Consider the following 18,888-nt stretch of genomic DNA (forward strand, 5'->3'; position numbering starts at 1 on the left):
ATACCGCCAATCTGTGCCTCAATTTCGCCCCGTTTTCGGGGTCTCTGCCACATTGCTACCCCAAACTGATACTTCAGGCCAGCCTCTTCCTCTTGCCTTTGGCGGTAATCCGCGCCATGGGCTGACAATGTTGTATCAAACCCTCATTCTTGGTGCTGGCGCGGCTGGCATGATGTGCGCCCGGTTCGCCGGGGCAGGCACGCTTGTGATCGACCACGCCCGCAATCCGGGCGAGAAAATTCGCATCTCGGGCGGTGGCCGCTGCAACTTCACCAATATGTATGCCGAGGCGAAAAATTTCCTCTCGTCCAATCCGCATTTCTGTAAGTCCGCACTGGCGCGCTATGCTCAATGGGATTTCATTGAGTTGATGGGCAAACACAACATCGCCTGGCACGAGAAAACCCTGGGGCAGTTGTTCTGCGATGGGTCCGCCAAGCAAGTGGTCGCGATGCTGGTGGATGAGCTGAAACAGGCTGGTGCCGATCTGTGGCTGCAGACCTCAGTCCAGTCAGTGAGCCGCACGGATCAGGGGTTTTTGGTTACGATTGAGCGTGAGGGAAAGGTACAAATCCTAACCTGCAGTAATCTGGTGCTGGCCACCGGCGGCAAGTCTATCCCCAAGATGGGTTCAACCGGGCTCGCTTATGACATCGCCCGCCAGTTTGACCTGGCTGTGACCGAAACCCGCCCCGCGCTGGTCCCCTTCACCTTCTCCGACGACCAGTTCAAGCCACTCGCTGGCGTCGCTCTGCCCGCGCGCCTGTCCAACGCCCGCACCTCGTTTGACGAAGCACTGCTGTTCACCCACCGTGGCCTGTCTGGCCCTTCAGTGCTGCAACTGTCGTCTTACTGGCGAGAGGGTGAGGAGATCACAGTCAACCTGATCCCTGAACTCCCGCTATACGACCTGTTGCGCGAGCAACGTCAGACCGAAGGCCGCCGCGACCTGACCACCGAGATGTCGCGTCTGCTGCCCGGCCGGCTGGTCGATTATCTGGCGAAAGAGTTCGGCCTCAAAGGCCGTTTGGCCGACCAATCCGACGCCGCGCTGCAGGATCTGTGCCACAAAATGTCCAATTGGCAGCTCAGCCCATCGGGCACCGAGGGCTACCGCACCGCCGAAGTCACGCTGGGCGGCATCGACACGGATGCGCTGTCGTCGAAAACCATGGAGGCTAAATCTGTTCCCGGCCTCTATGCCATTGGCGAAGCGGTAGATGTGACAGGCTGGCTGGGCGGCTTCAATTTCCAATGGGCTTGGTCCTCGGGCCACGCGGCCGGAACCGCCATTGCCAACCGCTGATCTGCTTTGGTGAGCCCGAGCCCCTATTTCAACCGCTTGTCTACTTCAGCGACAAAATCATCTCCGCGTTTTTCAAAGCTGTCGTATTGATCAAAGCTGGCCGCTGCCGGGGCCAGCAATACAGTCTCGCCTTCCTGTGCATCCGCCATTGCTTGCGCAACCGCCTCGGCCATTGTGGTGCAAACCTCGGCCTCAACATCCAGCTGCATTGCAAAATTCGCGGCCTCGCGCCCAATCACATAGGCTTTTTGCACCGAGCCAGTGGCCCCTTTCAGCGCATCAAGCCCGCCATCTTTTTCCAACCCACCACAGATCCAACGGATCTTTTTGAATGCGCTTAGTGCTTTCGCCGCACTGTCGACATTGGTGGCCTTGCTGTCATTGACATATCGCACGCCATCCTGATCTGCGATGATTTGACTGCGGTGCGGCAAGCCGGGATAGGTCTCCAGCGCGCCTTCGATCATGCGCGGAGCCAGCCCCAAGGTGCGCGCAGCAGCATAGGCGGCACAGGCGTTCTGGTGATTGTGGGCGCCGGGCAGCCCGGTCATCTGGCGCAGGTCAATCGATCCTGCCTGACGCCCTTTGCGGTATTCCGACAAGAAGCCCTTGCGCGCAAAAACATTCCAACCCGCGCCAGCCAACTTACGCCCCGAGGACACCCGGATCACCCGGTCATCCGCCACGCCCATCGACAACTGCCCGGCTAGAAACACGCCTTCGTCCTCGTCCACACCAATCACCGCACGGTCTGGGCCGCCCTCGGCAAAGAGGCGACGTTTGGCGGCGAAATAACCGCCCAAGCCCGCATGACGGTCCAGGTGATCGGGTGACAGATTGGTAAACACCGCCACATCCGGCGTCATGGCGCGGGCGAGTTCGGTCTGATAGCTCGACAGCTCCAACACCACGATGCCGCCGTCACCGGGCGGATCGATGTCCAGCACGCCGCGGCCGATATTGCCGGCCATCTGCACCTCTTTGCCTGCGCTTTCCAAGATGTGATGCAACAGCGCAACCGTGGTGGATTTACCATTCGATCCCGTCACCGCCACGATCTGCGGGATGCGTTCAAAGTTGTCCCACTCGGAAGTCGAGACCGAGCGGAAGAACAGCCCAATGTCATTGTCCACCGGCACGCCTGCATCGAGCGCGGCTTTGACCACCGGGTTAGGGGTTGGATAGAGATGCGGAATACCGGGTGAGACGATCAGCGAGGTCACATCGTCAAACGCCCCCTGCTTGTGTAAATCGCTGCAGGTAAAGCCCTCGCCTTCGGCCATCTCGCGCGCGGCTGGGTTGTCGTCCCAACAGATCGGCGTGGCATCGCCAGCCCGCAGCGCCCGCGCCGTGGCCAGGCCGGATCGCCCTAAGCCCAGAACCGCCACATTGGCCCCTGAAAATCCATAAACCGGGATCATCCGCGCGCCCTTTCATTAACCTCGTGAATTCGGCGGCACAGTGCACCGGAGGGATGTCGGATTGCAAGGTGGTGTGCAGATAGCCCGTGCTCACGATTGGCGCTATCGAATTGATTGGCAGGAGATCAGCCCTCACAAGCGCAGCGTCTGTTCACCAGCAAAACCGCGTTGACAGACAGCCGCGAATCCCGATGTTCTGCGCCAAGTGACACAGGAGAATACCGTGACGTCCAAGTTGCAGGATACGCTGGATCAAATAGCGCGCGATATGGCGGAACGCGATGATCGAGGCAAGGTGGCCGACTATATCCCCGAGTTGGGTCAGGTGGATCCCGCTCTTTTTGCCATTGCTGTTGCCACTGCTGATGGCGGGCTGGTCAGTGCGGGTGATGCAAAAAACCGGTTTTCCCTGCAAAGCATCACCAAGCTGTTCACCTTGGCCATTGCACTGGGGCGGTCCGGCGACCAATTGTGGGCCCGTGTGGGGCGAGAGCCTTCGGGCAATGCCTTTAATTCGATTGTGCAACTGGAACATGAAAACGGCCGCCCGCGCAATCCGTTTGTCAATGCAGGCGCCATTGTTACAACAGATGAAATTCTGGCTGGGCGGGCGCCCAAAGAGGCGCTGTCAGAAATCCTGACCTTTGTGCGGGCTGCCTCGGAAGATGAGGATATTCATATCAACAGGGCGGTGGCGGCGTCAGAACAGGCGCATGGACACCGCAATTTCTCGCTGGCGCATTTTCTGGCCTCTTGCGGCAACCTGAAGAACCCGGCGGAGCTGACGCTAGGCACTTATTTCCATCAATGCGCCATTGAAATGACAGCACAGCAACTGGCACAGGCCGGGCGTTTCCTGATTGGAACCAGCACTGGTCCGCGACTGGTGGCCAAGACCCGGGTGCGCCGTCTGAACGCTTTGATGCTGACCTGCGGTCATTACGACGGGTCAGGCGATTTTGCTTTTCGTGTCGGGCTGCCTGCCAAAAGCGGTGTGGGTGGCGGCATTCTGGCCATTGTACCAGGCGTTGCCAGTATCGCGGTCTGGTCACCGGGACTGGATCACAATGGAAATTCCAAACTGGGTACGCAGGCGCTGGAACAGCTGGCAAGGACCGTGGATTGGTCAGTGTTTTAAGCCCACCGCCGCTACGTCCGACTGGGTGTTGTTGTCTTTGGCGATGATGGTGTTGGTGGTTTTTGGTTAGCCGTTCCTGAACTGTCGACATGCGGTCCATATCCCGATCACGGAAATCGGCCCAGCCAAAGCGCCCCAATACTCTAAAACCATTTGCTGCATGAAACCCTCCAACACTGATTCACGCCGCTGTACCAGATCGCGGGGAAGTTGAAAGGTTTGGGGTACTACTTAGGTCAGCGCCCGGCCGAGATGTGGGCGAATGCCCCTGCCTGATATTGGGGAGGTGCCTGACCTTGGGGAGGTGCAAAGCGCCTTCTCCGTTTTGCCAGAGGCAAACCATAGGTTTGACGGGAAGTTCTGGCGTGGCCCGGCCTGTCGGCCGGACCAGAGGCTAGTGTTTCACCTCACCTTCAGCGTCGCCAGACCAATCATCGCCAGGATCAGCGAGATGATCCAGAAACGGATCACGATGGTCGGCTCGGCCCAACCCTTTTTCTCATAGTGGTGATGGATCGGGGCCATCAGGAAGACCCGCTTGCCGGTGCGCTTATAGTAGAGCACCTGAATGATCACGCTGAGTGCTTCGACCACAAACAGGCCTCCGACGATGACCAGCACCAGCTCGTGCTTGGTGACCAGCGCGATGGCACCCAGGGCGCCGCCCAGGGCCAAGGATCCGGTGTCGCCCATGAACACCGCTGCCGGTGGGGCGTTGTACCACAGGAAGCCAAGACCTCCGCCAAACAGCGCTGAGGTGAAAATCAGGATCTCCCCGGTGCCGGGCACATAGTGGACGTCCAGATACTCGGTGAAGTCGACCCGGCCCACGGCATAGGCAATGATGCCCAGCGTGGTGGCGGCGATCATCACTGGCATGATGGCGAGACCGTCCAGACCATCAGTCAGGTTGACCGCATTGGCGGTGCCCACCACCACGCAGATGGAAAACGGTACATAGAAATAGCCCAGATTGACCAGCGTATCCTTGAACACCGGCAGCGCCAGTTGGTTCTGCAGCGCCTCGGGATGATGCGCCGAAGCCCAGAGGGCGGCGACAATAGCGATCAAAATACCCAATAGTAATCGCACCTTACCGGGAACGCCGGCTGTGTTCTGCTTGGAAACCTTGGCATAGTCATCGGCAAACCCAATCAGAGCAAAGGACAGGGTGACAAAGAGCACCAGCCAGATAAAGGGGTTGTCCCAGCGGCCCCAGACCAGTGTCGAGAACACCAGCGCGCCGACGATCAGCAGCCCGCCCATGGTTGGCGTGCCCGCCTTGACAAAATGACCCTCGGGGCCGTCATCACGGATGGGCTGGCCCTTGCCCTGCTTTTTGCGCAGCACGTTGATCAGAGGTTTGCCAAAGACAAAGCCAAAAATCAGTGCCGTCAGGAATGCCCCGCCCGCGCGAAAGGTGATATAGCGAAACAGGTTAAAGAAATCGCCGCCGTCAGATAGCTCGGTAAGCCAAAAGAGCATGTAAAGAGGTCCTGTTCGCTAGTTCATTTTGATTGGGTGGCGCCGCCATGGCCTAATTTACGGATGCCGTCAACGATCTTGGAGACTTTGATGCCCTTGGAGCCCTTGATCAGCACAACATCGCCAGCATCAACAAGCCGGTCCAGATCGTCCAGCAGCTCATCGGCGCTTTTAACCCATCGGCCACGTTGATCCGATGGTAGGCGCTGCCACAGGCTCTGCATGCGCGGGCCGACGCAGTGGATTACATCGATTTCGGACAGAAATGGCAGATCACCCAAACCGGCATGCATGGTGGCTTCAGCCGCACCCAGCTCCAGCATATCGCCCAGAACCGCAACCCGTCGGCCCTTGGGTTTGGCGGCGGCCAAAACCTCAAGCGAGGCCTTCATCGAGGTGGGGCTGGCATTGAAGGCATCATCGATCAGCTCAAGCTTCTGCGCCTCGTTGTTGGGGTCTAGCTGGATGATCTCACGCATGCCGCGCCCGGCAGGTGGCGTCCAGAGCGATAGGTCAGCCGCTGCTTTGTCCAGATCTAACCCCAGTGCCGCAACCACGGCCAAGACAGCCACAGCGTTCTGAGCAAAATGTCGGCCCGGCGCATTGACGGTAAAGGACAGAGGATGGTCATGGATGCGCGCCTGACCGATCGTTTGCGTGTCTTGCAAAGTGACATTCAAGAGTTGGCAGGCATTGCCTGCGCCCTCGCCGAAGCAATGCAGTTTGGCAGCCTGTGCATCAGCGGCGATTGCCATGATCGGGGCGGTTTCCAAATCGCCGTTACTGATGGCAATGCCCAGCGGCTCTAGCCCGTTGAAAATGGCGGCTTTCTCGTGAGCGATACCTTCAATCGTCTCAAAGGCTTCGATATGCACGGCGGCAACATTGGTGATCAGCGCCACATGCGGTCGTGCCATTGCAGCCAAAGGGGCAATCTCACCCGGATGGTTCATGCCAATCTCGATCACAGCAAATTCCGTGTGCCGAGGCATCCGTGCCAAAGTCAGCGGCACGCCCCAGTGGTTGTTGTAGCTGGCAACTGCAGCATGGGTGCGCCCCTGGGCTGACAGCACCGTGCGCAGCATCTCTTTGGTCGAGGTTTTGCCAACTGAGCCGGTTACGGCCACAACCTGTGCATCACAGCGCCCGCGCGCTGCTTTGCCCAGGGCTTCGAGCCCGGCCAGCACATCATCAACAATCAGCAAAGGTGCATCAGCATCGACGCCATCGGGTATGTGCGAGACCAGAGCTGCCCCTGCCCCCTTGGCCAGAGCCTGTGCGACAAAGTCGTGCCCGTCGCGCGCTGCTTTTAGAGCAACAAACAAATCACCGGATTGCAGGGTGCGGGTATCGATTGAGACACCGTTGACGCTCCAATCACCCTGAGCGCGCCCACCAGTTGCCGCAACCGCCTCGTCCCGTGTCCAAAGGCTCATACCAATCCACCGTCCAAAGCGGCAACGGCAATGCTGGCCTGCTCTACGTCATCAAATGGTAAAATGTCATCGCCGACAATCTGCCCGCTTTCATGACCCTTGCCACAAATCAACAAAGCATCGCCGGGGCTAAGCGCATCGACACCACGTAAAATCGCTTCGGCACGATCGCCGACTTCCATCGCCTCGGGTGCGCCGGCTTTGACACCTGCTCGGATCAACGCAGGATCCTCGCTTCGCGGGTTGTCGTCGGTAACAATCACTACATCCGCATTTTCCGTCGCGGCTTGCCCCATCAGTGGGCGCTTGGCGACATCCCGATCACCACCAGCACCAACAACCGCAACCAACCGCCCCAACACATGTGGTCGCAGCGCCTTGATCGCGGTGGCCACGGCATCCGGAGTATGGGCGTAATCGACAAACACAGTGGACCCATTTTCACGGGTTGCCGCCAACTCCATGCGACCCCGCACAGTTGTAAGGTGCTCAAGCGTTTCAAAGACCCGTTCTGGCTTTTCACCCGAGGCAATCACCAAACCACAGGCAAGCAGAATATTCTCAGCCTGGAACCCACCGATCAGGCCCAACCGTGCCAAGTATGGCCGATCATGCCAAGTAAAGCGCATATCTTGGCCCGCAGCATCAAACCGCTGGCTCAGCAGGGAGAGATCCCCCATGCCGCGACCAACTGTAATCACCTCTTGTCCACGCGCGCCTGCGATGGCACGCATCTCGGCCCCGCGATCATCGTCGATATTGATCACCGCGACGCCTTCGTCCGGCAGCACCCGGCGAAACAGCCCAGCCTTGGCGGCAAAATAGGCTTCAAACGTATGGTGATAATCCAGATGATCCTGAGTGAAATTGGTAAACCCAGCCGCTGCCAACCGCACGCCATCTAGTCGGCGCTGATCCAACCCGTGGCTCGAAGCCTCCATCGCGACATGGGTCACACCATTTTCTGCGGCTTTGGCCAAGGCTTTATGCAGGGTGATCGGGTCTGGCGTGGTGTGGGCCAACGGATAGGTCCAAGCCCCTTCCACTCCGGTGGTGCCAAGATTCACGGCCGAGTGACCCAGTTCTTCCCAAATCTGACGCACAAAGGTTGCTACCGATGTTTTGCCATTGGTGCCTGTGATTGCGACCGAGGTCTGCGGCTGGGCGCCAAACCAAAGCGCCGCAGCATAGGCAAGCGCCTGCCGTGGGTCTTCGACCACCACCAATGCAGCTTGTCCATTTTCAAGCTCTTTGGTAGCTATCTTGGCGCCTTCAGCATCCGTTAGAATGGCTGCTGCGCCTTGGTCCAGAGCTGTTGCGATAAACTTGGCCCCATGAACCACGCTGCCAGGAAGTGCGGCGAACAAAAAGCCGTCGCGCACCATACGGCTGTCTAGCGTGACACCTTTGATCATTGGATCTGCGCCACCACGGGCAGTCAGGCCCAACCGGCCAAGGGCTTTTTCGGGAGTGTTCATGGTGACCTCACCTGTCAGTTAGAGGTGAGGGTTATACCAGTCAGCGGCGCAGGTTCAACTTGCGGCCGCAATCCCAGTAACGGTGCAATTCGGCCAATCATTTCAGCCGCCACAGGAACCGCCGTCCAGCCAGCCGTTCTACGTTCTTCACCATAGGCGATGATTGATGGTTCATCGAGTGTCACAACCAGCACATACTTTGGATCATGCGCAGGGAACATCGACGCAAAAGTCGCAATCACCTTGTTGTCGTAATAACCTCCATTGGGCTTGGGCTTGTCGGCTGTCCCGGTTTTACCGCCCACCTGATACCCCGGAACCTCACCAAAGCTAGCAGTGCCTTCGGTCACAACCTGACGCAACATCCTACGTGACGCGGCTGCTGCCTCTTCGGACATCACCCGTGGCCCCAGTTGTGGTCCGTTTTGTTTTAGAATGGTCGGGCTGACATAGTTGCCACCGTTTGCAATGGTGGCATAGCCCGCCGCCAAATGCATGGGGCTGGTCGATATACCGTGACCATAAGAAATTGTCATCGCCGACAGTTCCGACCAGTTTGGCGGCAACAAAGGTCGGCCACCACTGGCCTCGGAGATCTCAAACGGGGTTGGCTCCAGCATACCGAGACGAGACAAGAAATCCCTCTGGCGCTCGGCTCCGATTTGCTGAGCAAGCCGCGCGGTACCGATATTGGAAGATTTGATGATGATCCGCTCAACCGACAAGGTGTTGCCGTAGTTATGAAAATCACGGATCGAAAAGCGTCCCCACCGCAAAGGCCCGCGGATGTCCACAATCGTACCAGCGTTCACCAGCCCAAGATCCATCGCCTGTGCAGCGGCAAAAATCTTGAAGGTCGAACCCAGTTCGTACACGCCCTGAACCGAGCGGTTGAACAGCGGGCTGTCGGATGGATCACCCGAAACTGGCGGGCGCGGACGTTCGTTTGGATCAAAATCTGGCAGTGAAACAACCGAGATGACTTCGCCCGTGTTTACATCCATCAGGATCGAGGTTGCCCCCTTGGCGTTCATCAACCGCATACCACCGTACAGCACACGCTCGGCGGCGGCCTGAATGGTCAGGTCCAGCGACAGTTGCAGAGGTTCGGCACCATTGGCCGGGTCGCGCAGGTAGCTGTCATACTGACGCTCGACGCCAGCAACACCAATCACTTCGGCAGCATCCACGTCTTCTTCGCCGAAACTGGCCCCACCCAACACATGAGCAGCCAGGCTGCCATTGGGGTACAGCCGCATTTCTCGCGGACCAAACAACAGGCCGGGATCTCCGATGTCATGCACCGCTTGCTTCTGCTCGGCGCTGATTTTCTTCTTGATCCAGACAAACTTACGCTTGCCAGTAAAATCCTTGAGCAGGCGTGCGTGGTCCAGATTAGGGAAAACTTTGACCAAGGCAGCCGCAGCCGCAACAGGGTCTATCAATTGATGCGGATGCGCATAGAGCGAATGGGTTTCAAAGTTGGTCGCCAGAATGCGACCTTGGCGGTCGACGATATCCGCACGTTGGGCCGCAATGGCACTGCCTGATGCAACGGCCACCGGTTCAGTAGGTTCAGATGTTGCCATCATCCCCATACGAACTCCGATCAATGCATAGGCACAAAGAAAGAACACCCCCAACACCAGCAAGCGCCCTTCGGAGCGCTGTCGCGAACGGCCCTGAATTTCAGAATGGCGATGGGCCAGGTTTTCCTTTTCAATGACGTCGGGATTTTCCCCTTTGTCACGCGCAGCAAGGATACGAGCCAATGGCCGAAGTGGTGTGCGGATCATGGTTTGGCCCTCTGGGTGGCCGCCATTGTCGACACATCAACGCCGTTGGTGATCGGCAACAATGGCTCCTGCGGATACGAGACTTCATCAACCCGGCCAAACTGGTCGGGGCGCAAAGGCAAAAGGCCGAGGCCGTCAAAATTCAGCTCGGCCAATTCACGCAGACGGTCAGGACGGTTCAAATAGGCCCACTCGGCGCGCAGAACCCCCAGGCGAACCTGGGCGGTCCCGATCTGCTGCTGGAGGCTGCGGGTCTCTTTCAACACCTGCTGCGTGGTGTAGTTTTCGCGGTAGGCCCAAAAGGCCAGACCAAACACCGCCAGCGCGGACAAGACATAAGCCAGAGTTTTCATCGACGTGCCTCTTTCAGTTGCGGCATACCAACATCGCGGGCTTCAATCGGCGTGGCTGGTGCCTCGCTACGCCGCCCAACCCGCAACCGCGCTGACCGCGACCGTGGGTTTTCCGCCAGTTCCTGATCATCCGGCCCTTCAGCCTTGCGGGTGACCAGCGTGAACTGCGATGGAATTTCCTCAATCTCTGGAGCAAATCGATTGGCGCGCCCGGTTTTACCCGCACGGTGCTGAAAGAAACGTTTGACCATACGGTCTTCGATGGAATGAAAAGTGACAACAGCCAGCAGCCCACCGGGCTTTAGCGCCCGTTCAGCGGCCAGCAAACCCTGAAACAACTCTTCGTATTCGGCATTTACCGCAATGCGCAGCCCCTGGAAGCTGCGGGTGGCAGGATGTGATTTACCCGGCTTGGGCCGCGGCAAGCATCCCTCAACGATCTTGGTCAACTGCAGGGTGGTGGTGATCGGTTCCAGCGCACGTGCCTTGACGATTGCCTTGGCAATGCGACGGCTGGCGCGTTCTTCGCCAAAATGAAACAGAATATCCGCCAATTGAACCTCGGATAACTCAGCCACAAGATCGGCCGCCGAGGGCCCATCCTGAGACATCCGCATGTCCAGCGGGCCATCCTTCATGAACGAGAACCCACGCTCGGCCAAATCCAACTGCATCGACGACACACCTAGGTCCAGAACAACACCATCCAGATCGTTGGCATATTCATCCATGCGCGAAAACACGCCCTGCTGCATCACCAGCCGGTCACCATACTCGCCCGCCCAGCTTTCAGCCATTTCAAACGCCAATGGGTCACGATCAACGCCAATGACCTGCGAGGCTCCGGCCTCAAGCAAGCCGCGGGTATAGCCCCCTGCACCAAAGGTGCCATCCAGCCAACGGCCAGAAACCGGCGCAACCGTCTTTAGCAGTGGTCGCAACAATACAGGAATATGGGGAGCGGAGCCGGTATTTTGGTCCGTGGTCATCAGTCTGTTCCTCCAGCTCCATCAAGGAACTGCATTATATCATATCCAGCGGGCAACTCTTCCAACCATTCGGCTGTTTCCGCTTCTTCTTCTTCCTCATAGGTTTCAGGGTTCCAGATCTGGAACGTGTCACCGGCAGCAATAAAGAAGGCCTCAGCCGACAGACCAATCTTTTTGCGCAGTTTCGCAGGCAGCACCAAACGGCCCGTTTCATCTACGGTGGTTGGAAAGGACTGCCCGTGGAACAATTTTTGCAGCGCCTTGCGCGGCATAGACCCACGCGGCAAAGCGTCAATCTTGGCATCGACCTCGTCGATGGCTTCCATGGTGTAACATTCTAGAAATTTACGCGTGTCATCGCCATATACGATGACCAGCTCAGGGTTGCTGCCGGACTGCCAATTGTCGTCACCAGATTCAAGCACACGGCGAAACGAGGCCGGGATAGACACCCTGCCTTTCGTATCCACCTTGTGGTGGCTTTCGCCTCTGAACCTGCGGCCCAAACTAACGCCCTTTCTGCCTCATCCCTCATTCTCTTATTCGCACCCCAAAAAAGAAAAACAGCGAGTTGATCTGCTGCCACTGATCAACTCGCCGCCCTCGTCCCGCCTTGCGGGAGTGTCCGACTGCGCGCGCCACCTGGGGGGATGTCTGCTCGCTCGCGCGCCGGATCTCTGTAGTCGATGAAAGCGAAGGCCTGTATGAACCTGCATCTATATTTTTGCTTATGGTGGGGTCGTTTTGCGCCCCGTGCTCTTCGTCTCATTCGATGTAATAGGGATACTATGGGAGATCATGGTCTTGCAACGTTTTTTTAGTCAACAATGCCAGTCATCAAGGTGAAACGTCAAATTCAGCCCGCTCCAAACACAAATTTTCACCCTAATATTCGCATAATTGGTAAAACGAACCTCAAAAAATACTATATATAGGGAATCGCCGAATTTTTCAAAAAATCCCATAATTTCCCAGAAATACTACACCTATAACTTTTGTTCGCTTAATGTTCCGGCGCAACGCGTTGCAACATCACGCAAAAAGCCACCACATGGCTCCGAATCAAGTGTGTTTCGCAAGACTTTCACAGGCCCCACTTCGAAACACCCCGACCGGCCCATAAATTCCCGCACTTCCCACAAAGTCCCCAATCGCCTTCACAGAGCCGCCCCACGTATTCCCAACCCACTCCCGAACTAAAGCCCGCCGCACATCCCTCACATCAACACCCAAAGAGAAAGGCCCTCCCCGCAACAGGGAGGGCCTCACCCACGCATATCAATTTCGGCATACTCTGATCTCAGCTCACGCCATGCCGCCTTTGACCAAGCCCTCAGCAATCCGAGCATATGCTTGCGCCATCTGCCCCTCGCCAATCGCCACTGGTTCTCCGCCATCTCCAGCCAAGCGCGTCTCTAGATCAATCGGCAGCGCCGCCAACAGTGGGACGCCGAGCTTCTCAGCCTCGGCCTTAACCCCACCGTGACCAAAAATGTGGTGTTCACCGCCACAATCGGGACAGGTAAAGAATGACATATTCTCGATCAGCCCCAACACAGGTGTTTTAAGTGTTTTGAACATGTCAATTGCCTTGCGCGCATCCAACAAAGCAACATCCTGAGGTGTCGACACTACAATAGCGCCTGACAACTCAGCTTTGGTACATAAGGTCAGCTGCACATCCCCGGTGCCCGGCGGCAAATCGACAATCAGCACGTCCAGCTCGCCCCAGTTCACTTGCCCCAGCATCTGCTGCAATGCGCCCATCAGCATCGGGCCACGCCAGATCACCGCCTTGTCCTCTTCAAGCATGAAGCCGATCGACATCAGCGTGACACCATGGGCATGCAAGGGTTCGATTAACTTTCCATCGGGGCTGGCCGGTCGGCCAGAAGCCCCCATCATACGCGGCTGACTTGGCCCATAGATATCCGCATCAAGTACCCCTACCTTGCGGCCTTGCTTGGCCAGTGCAACAGCCAGGTTGGACGACACAGTCGATTTACCCACGCCGCCCTTACCGGAAGCCACCGCAAGTATCCGTTGAACCCCCGAAGGCTTCATGGGCCCGGCCTGTGGCTTGGGATGACCACCCACCTTAAGGCTTGGCGCCGGAGCCGCAGGCCCATGCGCTGTCAAAGCAGCAGAAACAGTCTCAACGCCCTGCACCCCACTCACAGCTGCTTCTGCCGCGCGACGCAGGGGTTCCATCAACTTGGCAACTTCGGGGCTAGGCGCCTCAATAACAAAGCTCACCCGCGACCCTTCGATGCGCAACGCCCGTATCATGTCGCGTGAAATCAGGGTGCCACCATCAGGTAATGCCAACCGCTCAAGCGCCGCGTGGATATCTGCCTGCTTCACTGCCATTTCGGCCTCCTATCGTTTCTTCAACTCATATAGAGAGTGCACCCGCTCTCCAAAACCCCGAAGCCAAACTTCCGGATTTACCCGCAAGTTCACAGACGGCTCAAAAAAGCGGCATACAAGCTGCACCTTTCCAATAATACAGCAAGTTTCGCCACATAGGCGGCGACCCATGCATTTGCTGCATAGCAGAAATGACAAAGTCGGGGATTGTGCGAGCGCAGCAAATTCCTATTTTGCACTCAAGCGACGCCACACTGGCTCAGCAACGAAATACACACCAAGGACCACCAGACTATGGCCGCAGTAGACCACATCAGCACACAGAAACCTTCGCTGTTCTGCGCCCCTGTTACCTTGATCGAAGCAGGCTGGGCGCGCTTTACTCGCTACCGCCTGTACCGCAAAACACTGATCGAGCTTTCCGAGCTGACAGCACGTGAGCTGGCCGATCTGGGCCTGCACCGCTCGACGCTAAAAAGCGTAGCCTACGAGGCCGCATACAAGAACACATAAAAGAGATCAGGCCTTTTCTCCTCCCTTAAAGGCCTGTCCTAAGCGGCAGCATACTCCTCCTCCCTGATGCTGCCGCACCCTATACCGGTTTAAAACCGGGTCAGAATACACCGGGACTTCCTCCTCCCTGAAACCCCGGTGTTGCAAAGAACGGCGGTGCCCCTCCTCCTCCCTGGCACCGCCGTTTTTCTTTGCCGATCCCCCTCATCGCAAACTGGCGAAACCTTCTCGCATCGCAGTCAATGCAATGCGGACACCCCTCAAGCTTATCAAAACTACGGCAGCGCAACCTCCGTTAGGAATTGGTTAAGTAATCACCGATAATTTGATGCAAACTTGATTTATCGTCTTGGGAGGCGTCCATGGCAGCCGGGAATTTGTCCAACCAGCACCACTACAGCTCTGGGCGTCATTATCACCAACGTCCAATATCTCGCCCTATTGGGGAAAACATCCAAAAGCACAGTCTCAAAGTTCTGACTTGGACTGTAGGGGCACTTGTTTTCCACATCATTCTTAGCGCCGCAGGTCTGTAACCCCAGACGATCAGATACGCCCCGTCCGATCAGAACTTACTTTTCCGGTTGTAGCATTCCCCACAATGGGCGCGAACTAACGATCCAAGGCAACGAAGTCCTGATCAACTAGCAATTCAAACAAGCTAAGGGTGCCGAAGAAATCGGTACCCGCGCATCCCCGAAAATGGCAGCGTTACGGCCGCAAGCTAGCATCACGGACTTTGAGCAAATCATCCTATACTTGCACAATGGCATTTGCGACCACAAAACTAGTCGCCCGTGAGTTGTTTGGTGCTAACATCGCTGCATTTCACCAATCCGATTGCAGGAGATGAGCATGGCCAATCTGACTCCGCCCCGTATTTGGACCTATATGACCACCACCGAACTGCTGATTTTTCTGGCGGGTTGTGCTTATTACGTCGCCTTTCTGATCAATCCTGAACTCTTTATGGGCATGCCTCTGAACCAAGATCCAATGGCCTGGACCGGCTTTGGATTGTTACTGATTGCAGTCGCCCTTGCCCGATGGGTTCAGTCAGGCTTTGATCTGCGGGTGCTTAGCGTTTTACGCAGCGGTGCTGTTGAAATTACCCTGGCTGAAGAACGTGTCCGCGCCTGGACCCGTAGCGCTTCAGCTATCAGCTTTCTTTTTGTTTTTCCAGTTTTGCTGGCAATCACCTTTTATGGAATCAGCCAGGTTGATTCCAACCCAACCGGAAAACCCCATCTCTACATGGGCGGAGCCATGGGCATCTTTATGGTTTCCACTCGGTTTGCACGGGGCATAGCCTCTGGGTTAGCCGCGCAGAAACTCTCAAAAGAAGCCAGCCAATTTGTTTTAAACCCAGCCCACCCCGACCGCTCATCCGGTTTTGGCAACCTGGGTTTCTTCTATTTCGAGCAAGCGCTTGTTCTACTGCTGCCAACGGTTTTCATGCTGGTGTGGCTCGTTATCGTTCAAAGCAATGTTAACGAAGCCCAACGATCCGATTTCGCCAACGAGATTCTGGCGCAGGTTGATGAGCACAAGCGAAGCCTGATTGAGGTCCCCAAATTTGTAGATGAATATATCGAATGCAAAACCAAAGACACGGAACTTGAGAACTGCCAGCGCGATAAGATTCACTTCATCTGGCTAAACCAGTTTGTGGCCTTGATCCTTTTCAACCTGGCCATTTTCTTTGCCAGCTGGCTCTGGCCAATGTTCATTCTGGCCAAGCAGATGCGCGCCTATCGGAGACGCATCATAGCGCCGGAAATCAAGCGCCTGGAAAAAGCCCTGCGTGTTGGCCGGGCACAGTTTTTCAATTCCGGAGGGTCGTGCCCGTCGGCCCTGCATGAAAGGACCGGTTCAGATGCCGAGCTACTGGCGACCTATAGGTCTTGCCCGGTATTCCCAATCCCATTCTGGACTGCGATAACCGCAACGGTATCCAACCTATCGGCGGTCTTGGGCGTCATGGGGGCGTCAATCTTCTGATCCGTGAGGGAACCCACCTACTATGATCGCCCCGTTTTCAAAGGGGCAATCATAGTAGCAATTAAAACGGAATGTCGTCCTTGGCCGAAATAAAGGCGGCGACCACTTTCTTCAGGCCCGCCTTGTCAAAATCAACTTCCAGCTTATCGCCATCAATCCCAGCAACCATGCCATATCCGAATTTTTGGTGGAACACCCGGTCGCCCAGCGTGAAACTCGACACCACAGTAGAATCAATAATCTGATTCCTGGCCGGTTTGGGCTGCGCCATACCGCGCTGCCCTGCCCGCGCCTGCATCCGCTTCCATCCGGGTGAATTATAGCCATCAGCCTGCCGCATCTTTTGCTCGATGGTTGATCGCACCGGCGCCTCAGCCGGGGCCGCAGCACCATAACTGCCACCATATAAGCCCGGAGGTGTCAGCACTTCGACATGTTGTTCGGGCAGCTCATCAATGAAGCGCGACGGCAGTTGCGATTGCCACTGGCCAAAAATTCGCCGATTGCCAACAAAGGAAATCGTGCAGATCTCTTCGGCCCGCGTAATGCCCACATAGGCAAGGCGGCGCTCTTCTTCCAAGCCTTTCAGGCCGCTTTCATCCATACTGCGCTGCGACGGGAACAGACCGTCCTCCCAGCCAGGCAGGAACACAGCCGGGAACTCAAGCCCCTTGGCCCCGTGCAGGGTCATGATCGATACCTTCTGGCCGTTATCATCGGATGCGTTGTCCATGATCAGGCTGACATGCTCTAGAAACCCTTGCAGGTTTTCAAAGTTCTCCAGCTGGCTGACCAGCTCCTTGAGGTTTTCCAACCGCCCCGGCGCATCTGGTGTTTTGTCGTTCTGCCACATGGTGGTGTAGCCCGACTCGTCCAGAATGATCTGCGCCAATTCATGGTGCGGCACGTCGGGTTCACCAAACCGCATCTTTGGAGCGCCACCTTCGTCGATCACGGAATTATCGTCGACCTCAAGGACCGGACCAACGGTCATCGCGCTCCAGCGGGCCAGGTTATCCAGCAATTGCCGCAGCTGCCCAGCGCCCTTACCCTTGATCAAACCGTTTTCCACCGCCAGCCGCGCCCCCTCGACCAGCGAGACACCGTTTTGCCTTGCTGTCATCTGAATGGTCTGCTGCGCCTTGTCGCCAAGCCCCCGCTTGGGCGTATTCACTATTCTCTCAAACGCCAGCGCATCATCCGGGCTGGTCACAACCCGGAAATAGGCCATGGCATCGCGAATCTCGAGCCGTTCATAGAATCGCGGCCCGCCAATCACCCGGTACGGCAGGCCTATGGTCAGGAACCGATCCTCGAACGCGCGCATCTGATGCGAAGCACGGACCAAGATAGCCATCTGATCAAGATCCCGAGGCCCCTGCCCATGGGTACCGCGCTGCATGGCTTCGATCTCTTCGCCAATCCAACGCGCTTCTTCTTCGCCGTCCCAATGGCCAATCAAGCGGACCTTTTCGCCGCCCTGCGCCTCAGTCCACAGCTCTTTGCCCAAACGGCCCTCGTTGCCAGCAATCACACCGGACGCAGCCGCAAGGATATGTTCGGTTGAGCGATAGTTCTGTTCCAGCCGCACCACCTTGGCACCGGGAAAATCCTTGTCAAAGCGCAGAATGTTACCCACCTCGGCCCCGCGCCAACCATAGATCGACTGGTCATCATCGCCCACACAGCAGATATTTTTGTGCCCACCGGCCAGCAGCCGCAGCCACATGTACTGGGCAACGTTGGTATCTTGGTATTCGTCCACCATGATGAAGCGGAACCAGCGCTGATATTGCTCCAGAATGTCAGGGTGGTTCTGGAAGATCGTCACCATGTGCAACAGCAGATCGCCAAAATCCACCGCGTTCAGCTCGCGCAGGCGGGTTTGGTATTGGGCGTACAGGTCAACACCCTTGCCATTATAGGCCGAGGCATCGGACACCGGCACCTTGGTCGGAACCAGCGCGCGGTTCTTCCAGTCATCAATGACATTGGCCAGTGTTCGCGCAGGCCAACGCTTGTCATCAATGCCTTCGGCACGGATCAGCTGCTTCAACAGCCGGATCACATCATCCGTATCCAGAATGGTAAAATTGCTTTTCAGCCCCACCAGCTCGCAATGGCGGCGCAGCAGTTTGACACAGATCGCGTGAAACGTCCCCAGCCAGGGCATACCCTCGGCCGGTTGGCCCAGCATTCCGCCAACCCGTTGCTTCATCTCGCGTGCGGCCTTGTTGGTAAATGTCACCGCCAAAATCTCGTTTGTGCGGGCTGTCCCGGTGGTCAGCAAATGCACGATGCGCGCCGTCAGCGCCTTGGTCTTGCCAGTACCAGCCCCCGCGAGCATCAACACCGGCCCATGCAGGCATTCCACTGCCTCTCGCTGCGCCGGGTTCAGCGCATCAAGATAGGGCTGGGGCCGCGCCGCCATGGCACGAGAGGATAGCGAGGCGCCCTCAAAGGCGTCCATTTCATCAAAACTGCTCATGGCCGTGATCCTAGCGCAATAGTTGACCGCAGGAAAGAGGACGTTCCCACTATGTTCCCACACTTTTAAGGTGTATCTAAAGCTCACATATCTCCAATTGGAACCAAATATCCG

The 18,888-nt window shown here is 57.0% G+C and carries 14 protein-coding genes; 4 read left to right on the top strand and 10 right to left on the bottom strand.

The features are described 5' to 3' along the window. Positions 1-127: 127 nt before the first annotated feature. On the top strand, positions 128-1,306 hold the full coding sequence (locus tag AC2T28_RS12435) for a BaiN/RdsA family NAD(P)/FAD-dependent oxidoreductase (RefSeq protein ID WP_486749312.1): 1,179 nt from the start codon (positions 128-130) through the stop codon (positions 1,304-1,306). Between the two features lie 23 nt (positions 1,307-1,329). Here the strand turns inward: AC2T28_RS12435 and murD are convergent, their stop codons facing one another. Next, complete coding sequence (murD, locus tag AC2T28_RS12440) at positions 1,330-2,727, bottom strand: UDP-N-acetylmuramoyl-L-alanine--D-glutamate ligase (protein WP_486749313.1); 1,398 nt, start codon at positions 2,725-2,727, stop codon at positions 1,330-1,332. 223 nt (positions 2,728-2,950) lie between these two features. Between murD and AC2T28_RS12445 the strand changes: the two genes are divergently transcribed. Beyond that, a complete protein-coding gene (locus AC2T28_RS12445; RefSeq protein WP_486749314.1) occupies positions 2,951-3,865 on the top strand; it encodes a glutaminase in 915 nt (304 codons plus the stop codon). Positions 3,866-4,267: 402 nt separating this feature from the next. Here AC2T28_RS12445 and mraY read toward each other — a convergent pair whose 3' ends face one another. The 8 genes from mraY to AC2T28_RS12485 form a co-directional block, all read right to left on the bottom strand. Next, entirely contained in the window at positions 4,268-5,350 is a 1,083-nt protein-coding gene (gene mraY, locus AC2T28_RS12450; protein WP_486749315.1) for a phospho-N-acetylmuramoyl-pentapeptide-transferase, read from the bottom strand. Positions 5,351-5,373: 23 nt separating this feature from the next. Continuing rightward, positions 5,374-6,786: a UDP-N-acetylmuramoyl-tripeptide--D-alanyl-D-alanine ligase gene (locus AC2T28_RS12455; RefSeq protein WP_486749316.1), complete on the bottom strand. Its 1,413-nt coding sequence runs from the start codon at positions 6,784-6,786 to the stop codon at positions 5,374-5,376. Further along, positions 6,783-8,264: a UDP-N-acetylmuramoyl-L-alanyl-D-glutamate--2,6-diaminopimelate ligase gene (locus AC2T28_RS12460; protein WP_486749317.1), complete on the bottom strand. Its 1,482-nt coding sequence runs from the start codon at positions 8,262-8,264 to the stop codon at positions 6,783-6,785. The genes AC2T28_RS12455 and AC2T28_RS12460 overlap by 4 nt, the downstream gene beginning before the upstream one ends. A 14-nt stretch (positions 8,265-8,278) precedes the next feature. Continuing rightward, complete coding sequence (locus AC2T28_RS12465; RefSeq protein WP_486749318.1) at positions 8,279-10,060, bottom strand: peptidoglycan D,D-transpeptidase FtsI family protein; 1,782 nt, start codon at positions 10,058-10,060, stop codon at positions 8,279-8,281. Beyond that, positions 10,057-10,413: a cell division protein FtsL gene (gene ftsL, locus AC2T28_RS12470; protein ID WP_486749319.1), complete on the bottom strand. Its 357-nt coding sequence runs from the start codon at positions 10,411-10,413 to the stop codon at positions 10,057-10,059. Before ftsL ends, AC2T28_RS12465 begins: the two co-directional genes overlap by 4 nt. Beyond that, complete coding sequence (rsmH, locus tag AC2T28_RS12475) at positions 10,410-11,402, bottom strand: 16S rRNA (cytosine(1402)-N(4))-methyltransferase RsmH (protein ID WP_486749320.1); 993 nt, start codon at positions 11,400-11,402, stop codon at positions 10,410-10,412. The genes ftsL and rsmH overlap by 4 nt, the downstream gene beginning before the upstream one ends. Next, the gene (mraZ, locus tag AC2T28_RS12480; protein WP_486749321.1) at positions 11,402-11,872 is read right to left on the bottom strand and encodes a division/cell wall cluster transcriptional repressor MraZ; all 471 of its coding nucleotides are present in this window, start codon (positions 11,870-11,872) and stop codon (positions 11,402-11,404) included. The genes rsmH and mraZ overlap by 1 nt, the downstream gene beginning before the upstream one ends. A gap of 835 nt (positions 11,873-12,707) precedes the next feature. After that, complete coding sequence (locus AC2T28_RS12485) at positions 12,708-13,772, bottom strand: Mrp/NBP35 family ATP-binding protein (protein ID WP_486749322.1); 1,065 nt, start codon at positions 13,770-13,772, stop codon at positions 12,708-12,710. Positions 13,773-14,066: 294 nt separating this feature from the next. Here AC2T28_RS12485 and AC2T28_RS12490 point away from each other — a divergent pair, with 294 nt between their 5' ends. Then, positions 14,067-14,285 carry a DUF1127 domain-containing protein gene (locus AC2T28_RS12490; protein ID WP_486749323.1) on the top strand — a complete coding sequence of 73 codons (219 nt, stop codon included), beginning with the start codon at positions 14,067-14,069 and terminating at the stop codon, positions 14,283-14,285. An 855-nt stretch (positions 14,286-15,140) separates the two neighbouring features. Continuing rightward, positions 15,141-16,286, top strand: a complete 1,146-nt coding sequence (locus AC2T28_RS12495; protein ID WP_486749324.1) for a hypothetical protein — start codon at positions 15,141-15,143, stop codon at positions 16,284-16,286. Between the two features lie 61 nt (positions 16,287-16,347). On the opposite strand, the gene AC2T28_RS12500 is transcribed toward AC2T28_RS12495, so the two are convergent. Beyond that, positions 16,348-18,774 (bottom strand): ATP-dependent helicase, encoded by a 2,427-nt coding sequence (locus AC2T28_RS12500; protein WP_486749325.1) that lies wholly within the window; start codon positions 18,772-18,774, stop codon positions 16,348-16,350. Positions 18,775-18,888 lie beyond the last annotated feature (114 nt).

The organism is Parasedimentitalea nitratireducens (assembly GCF_057444295.1).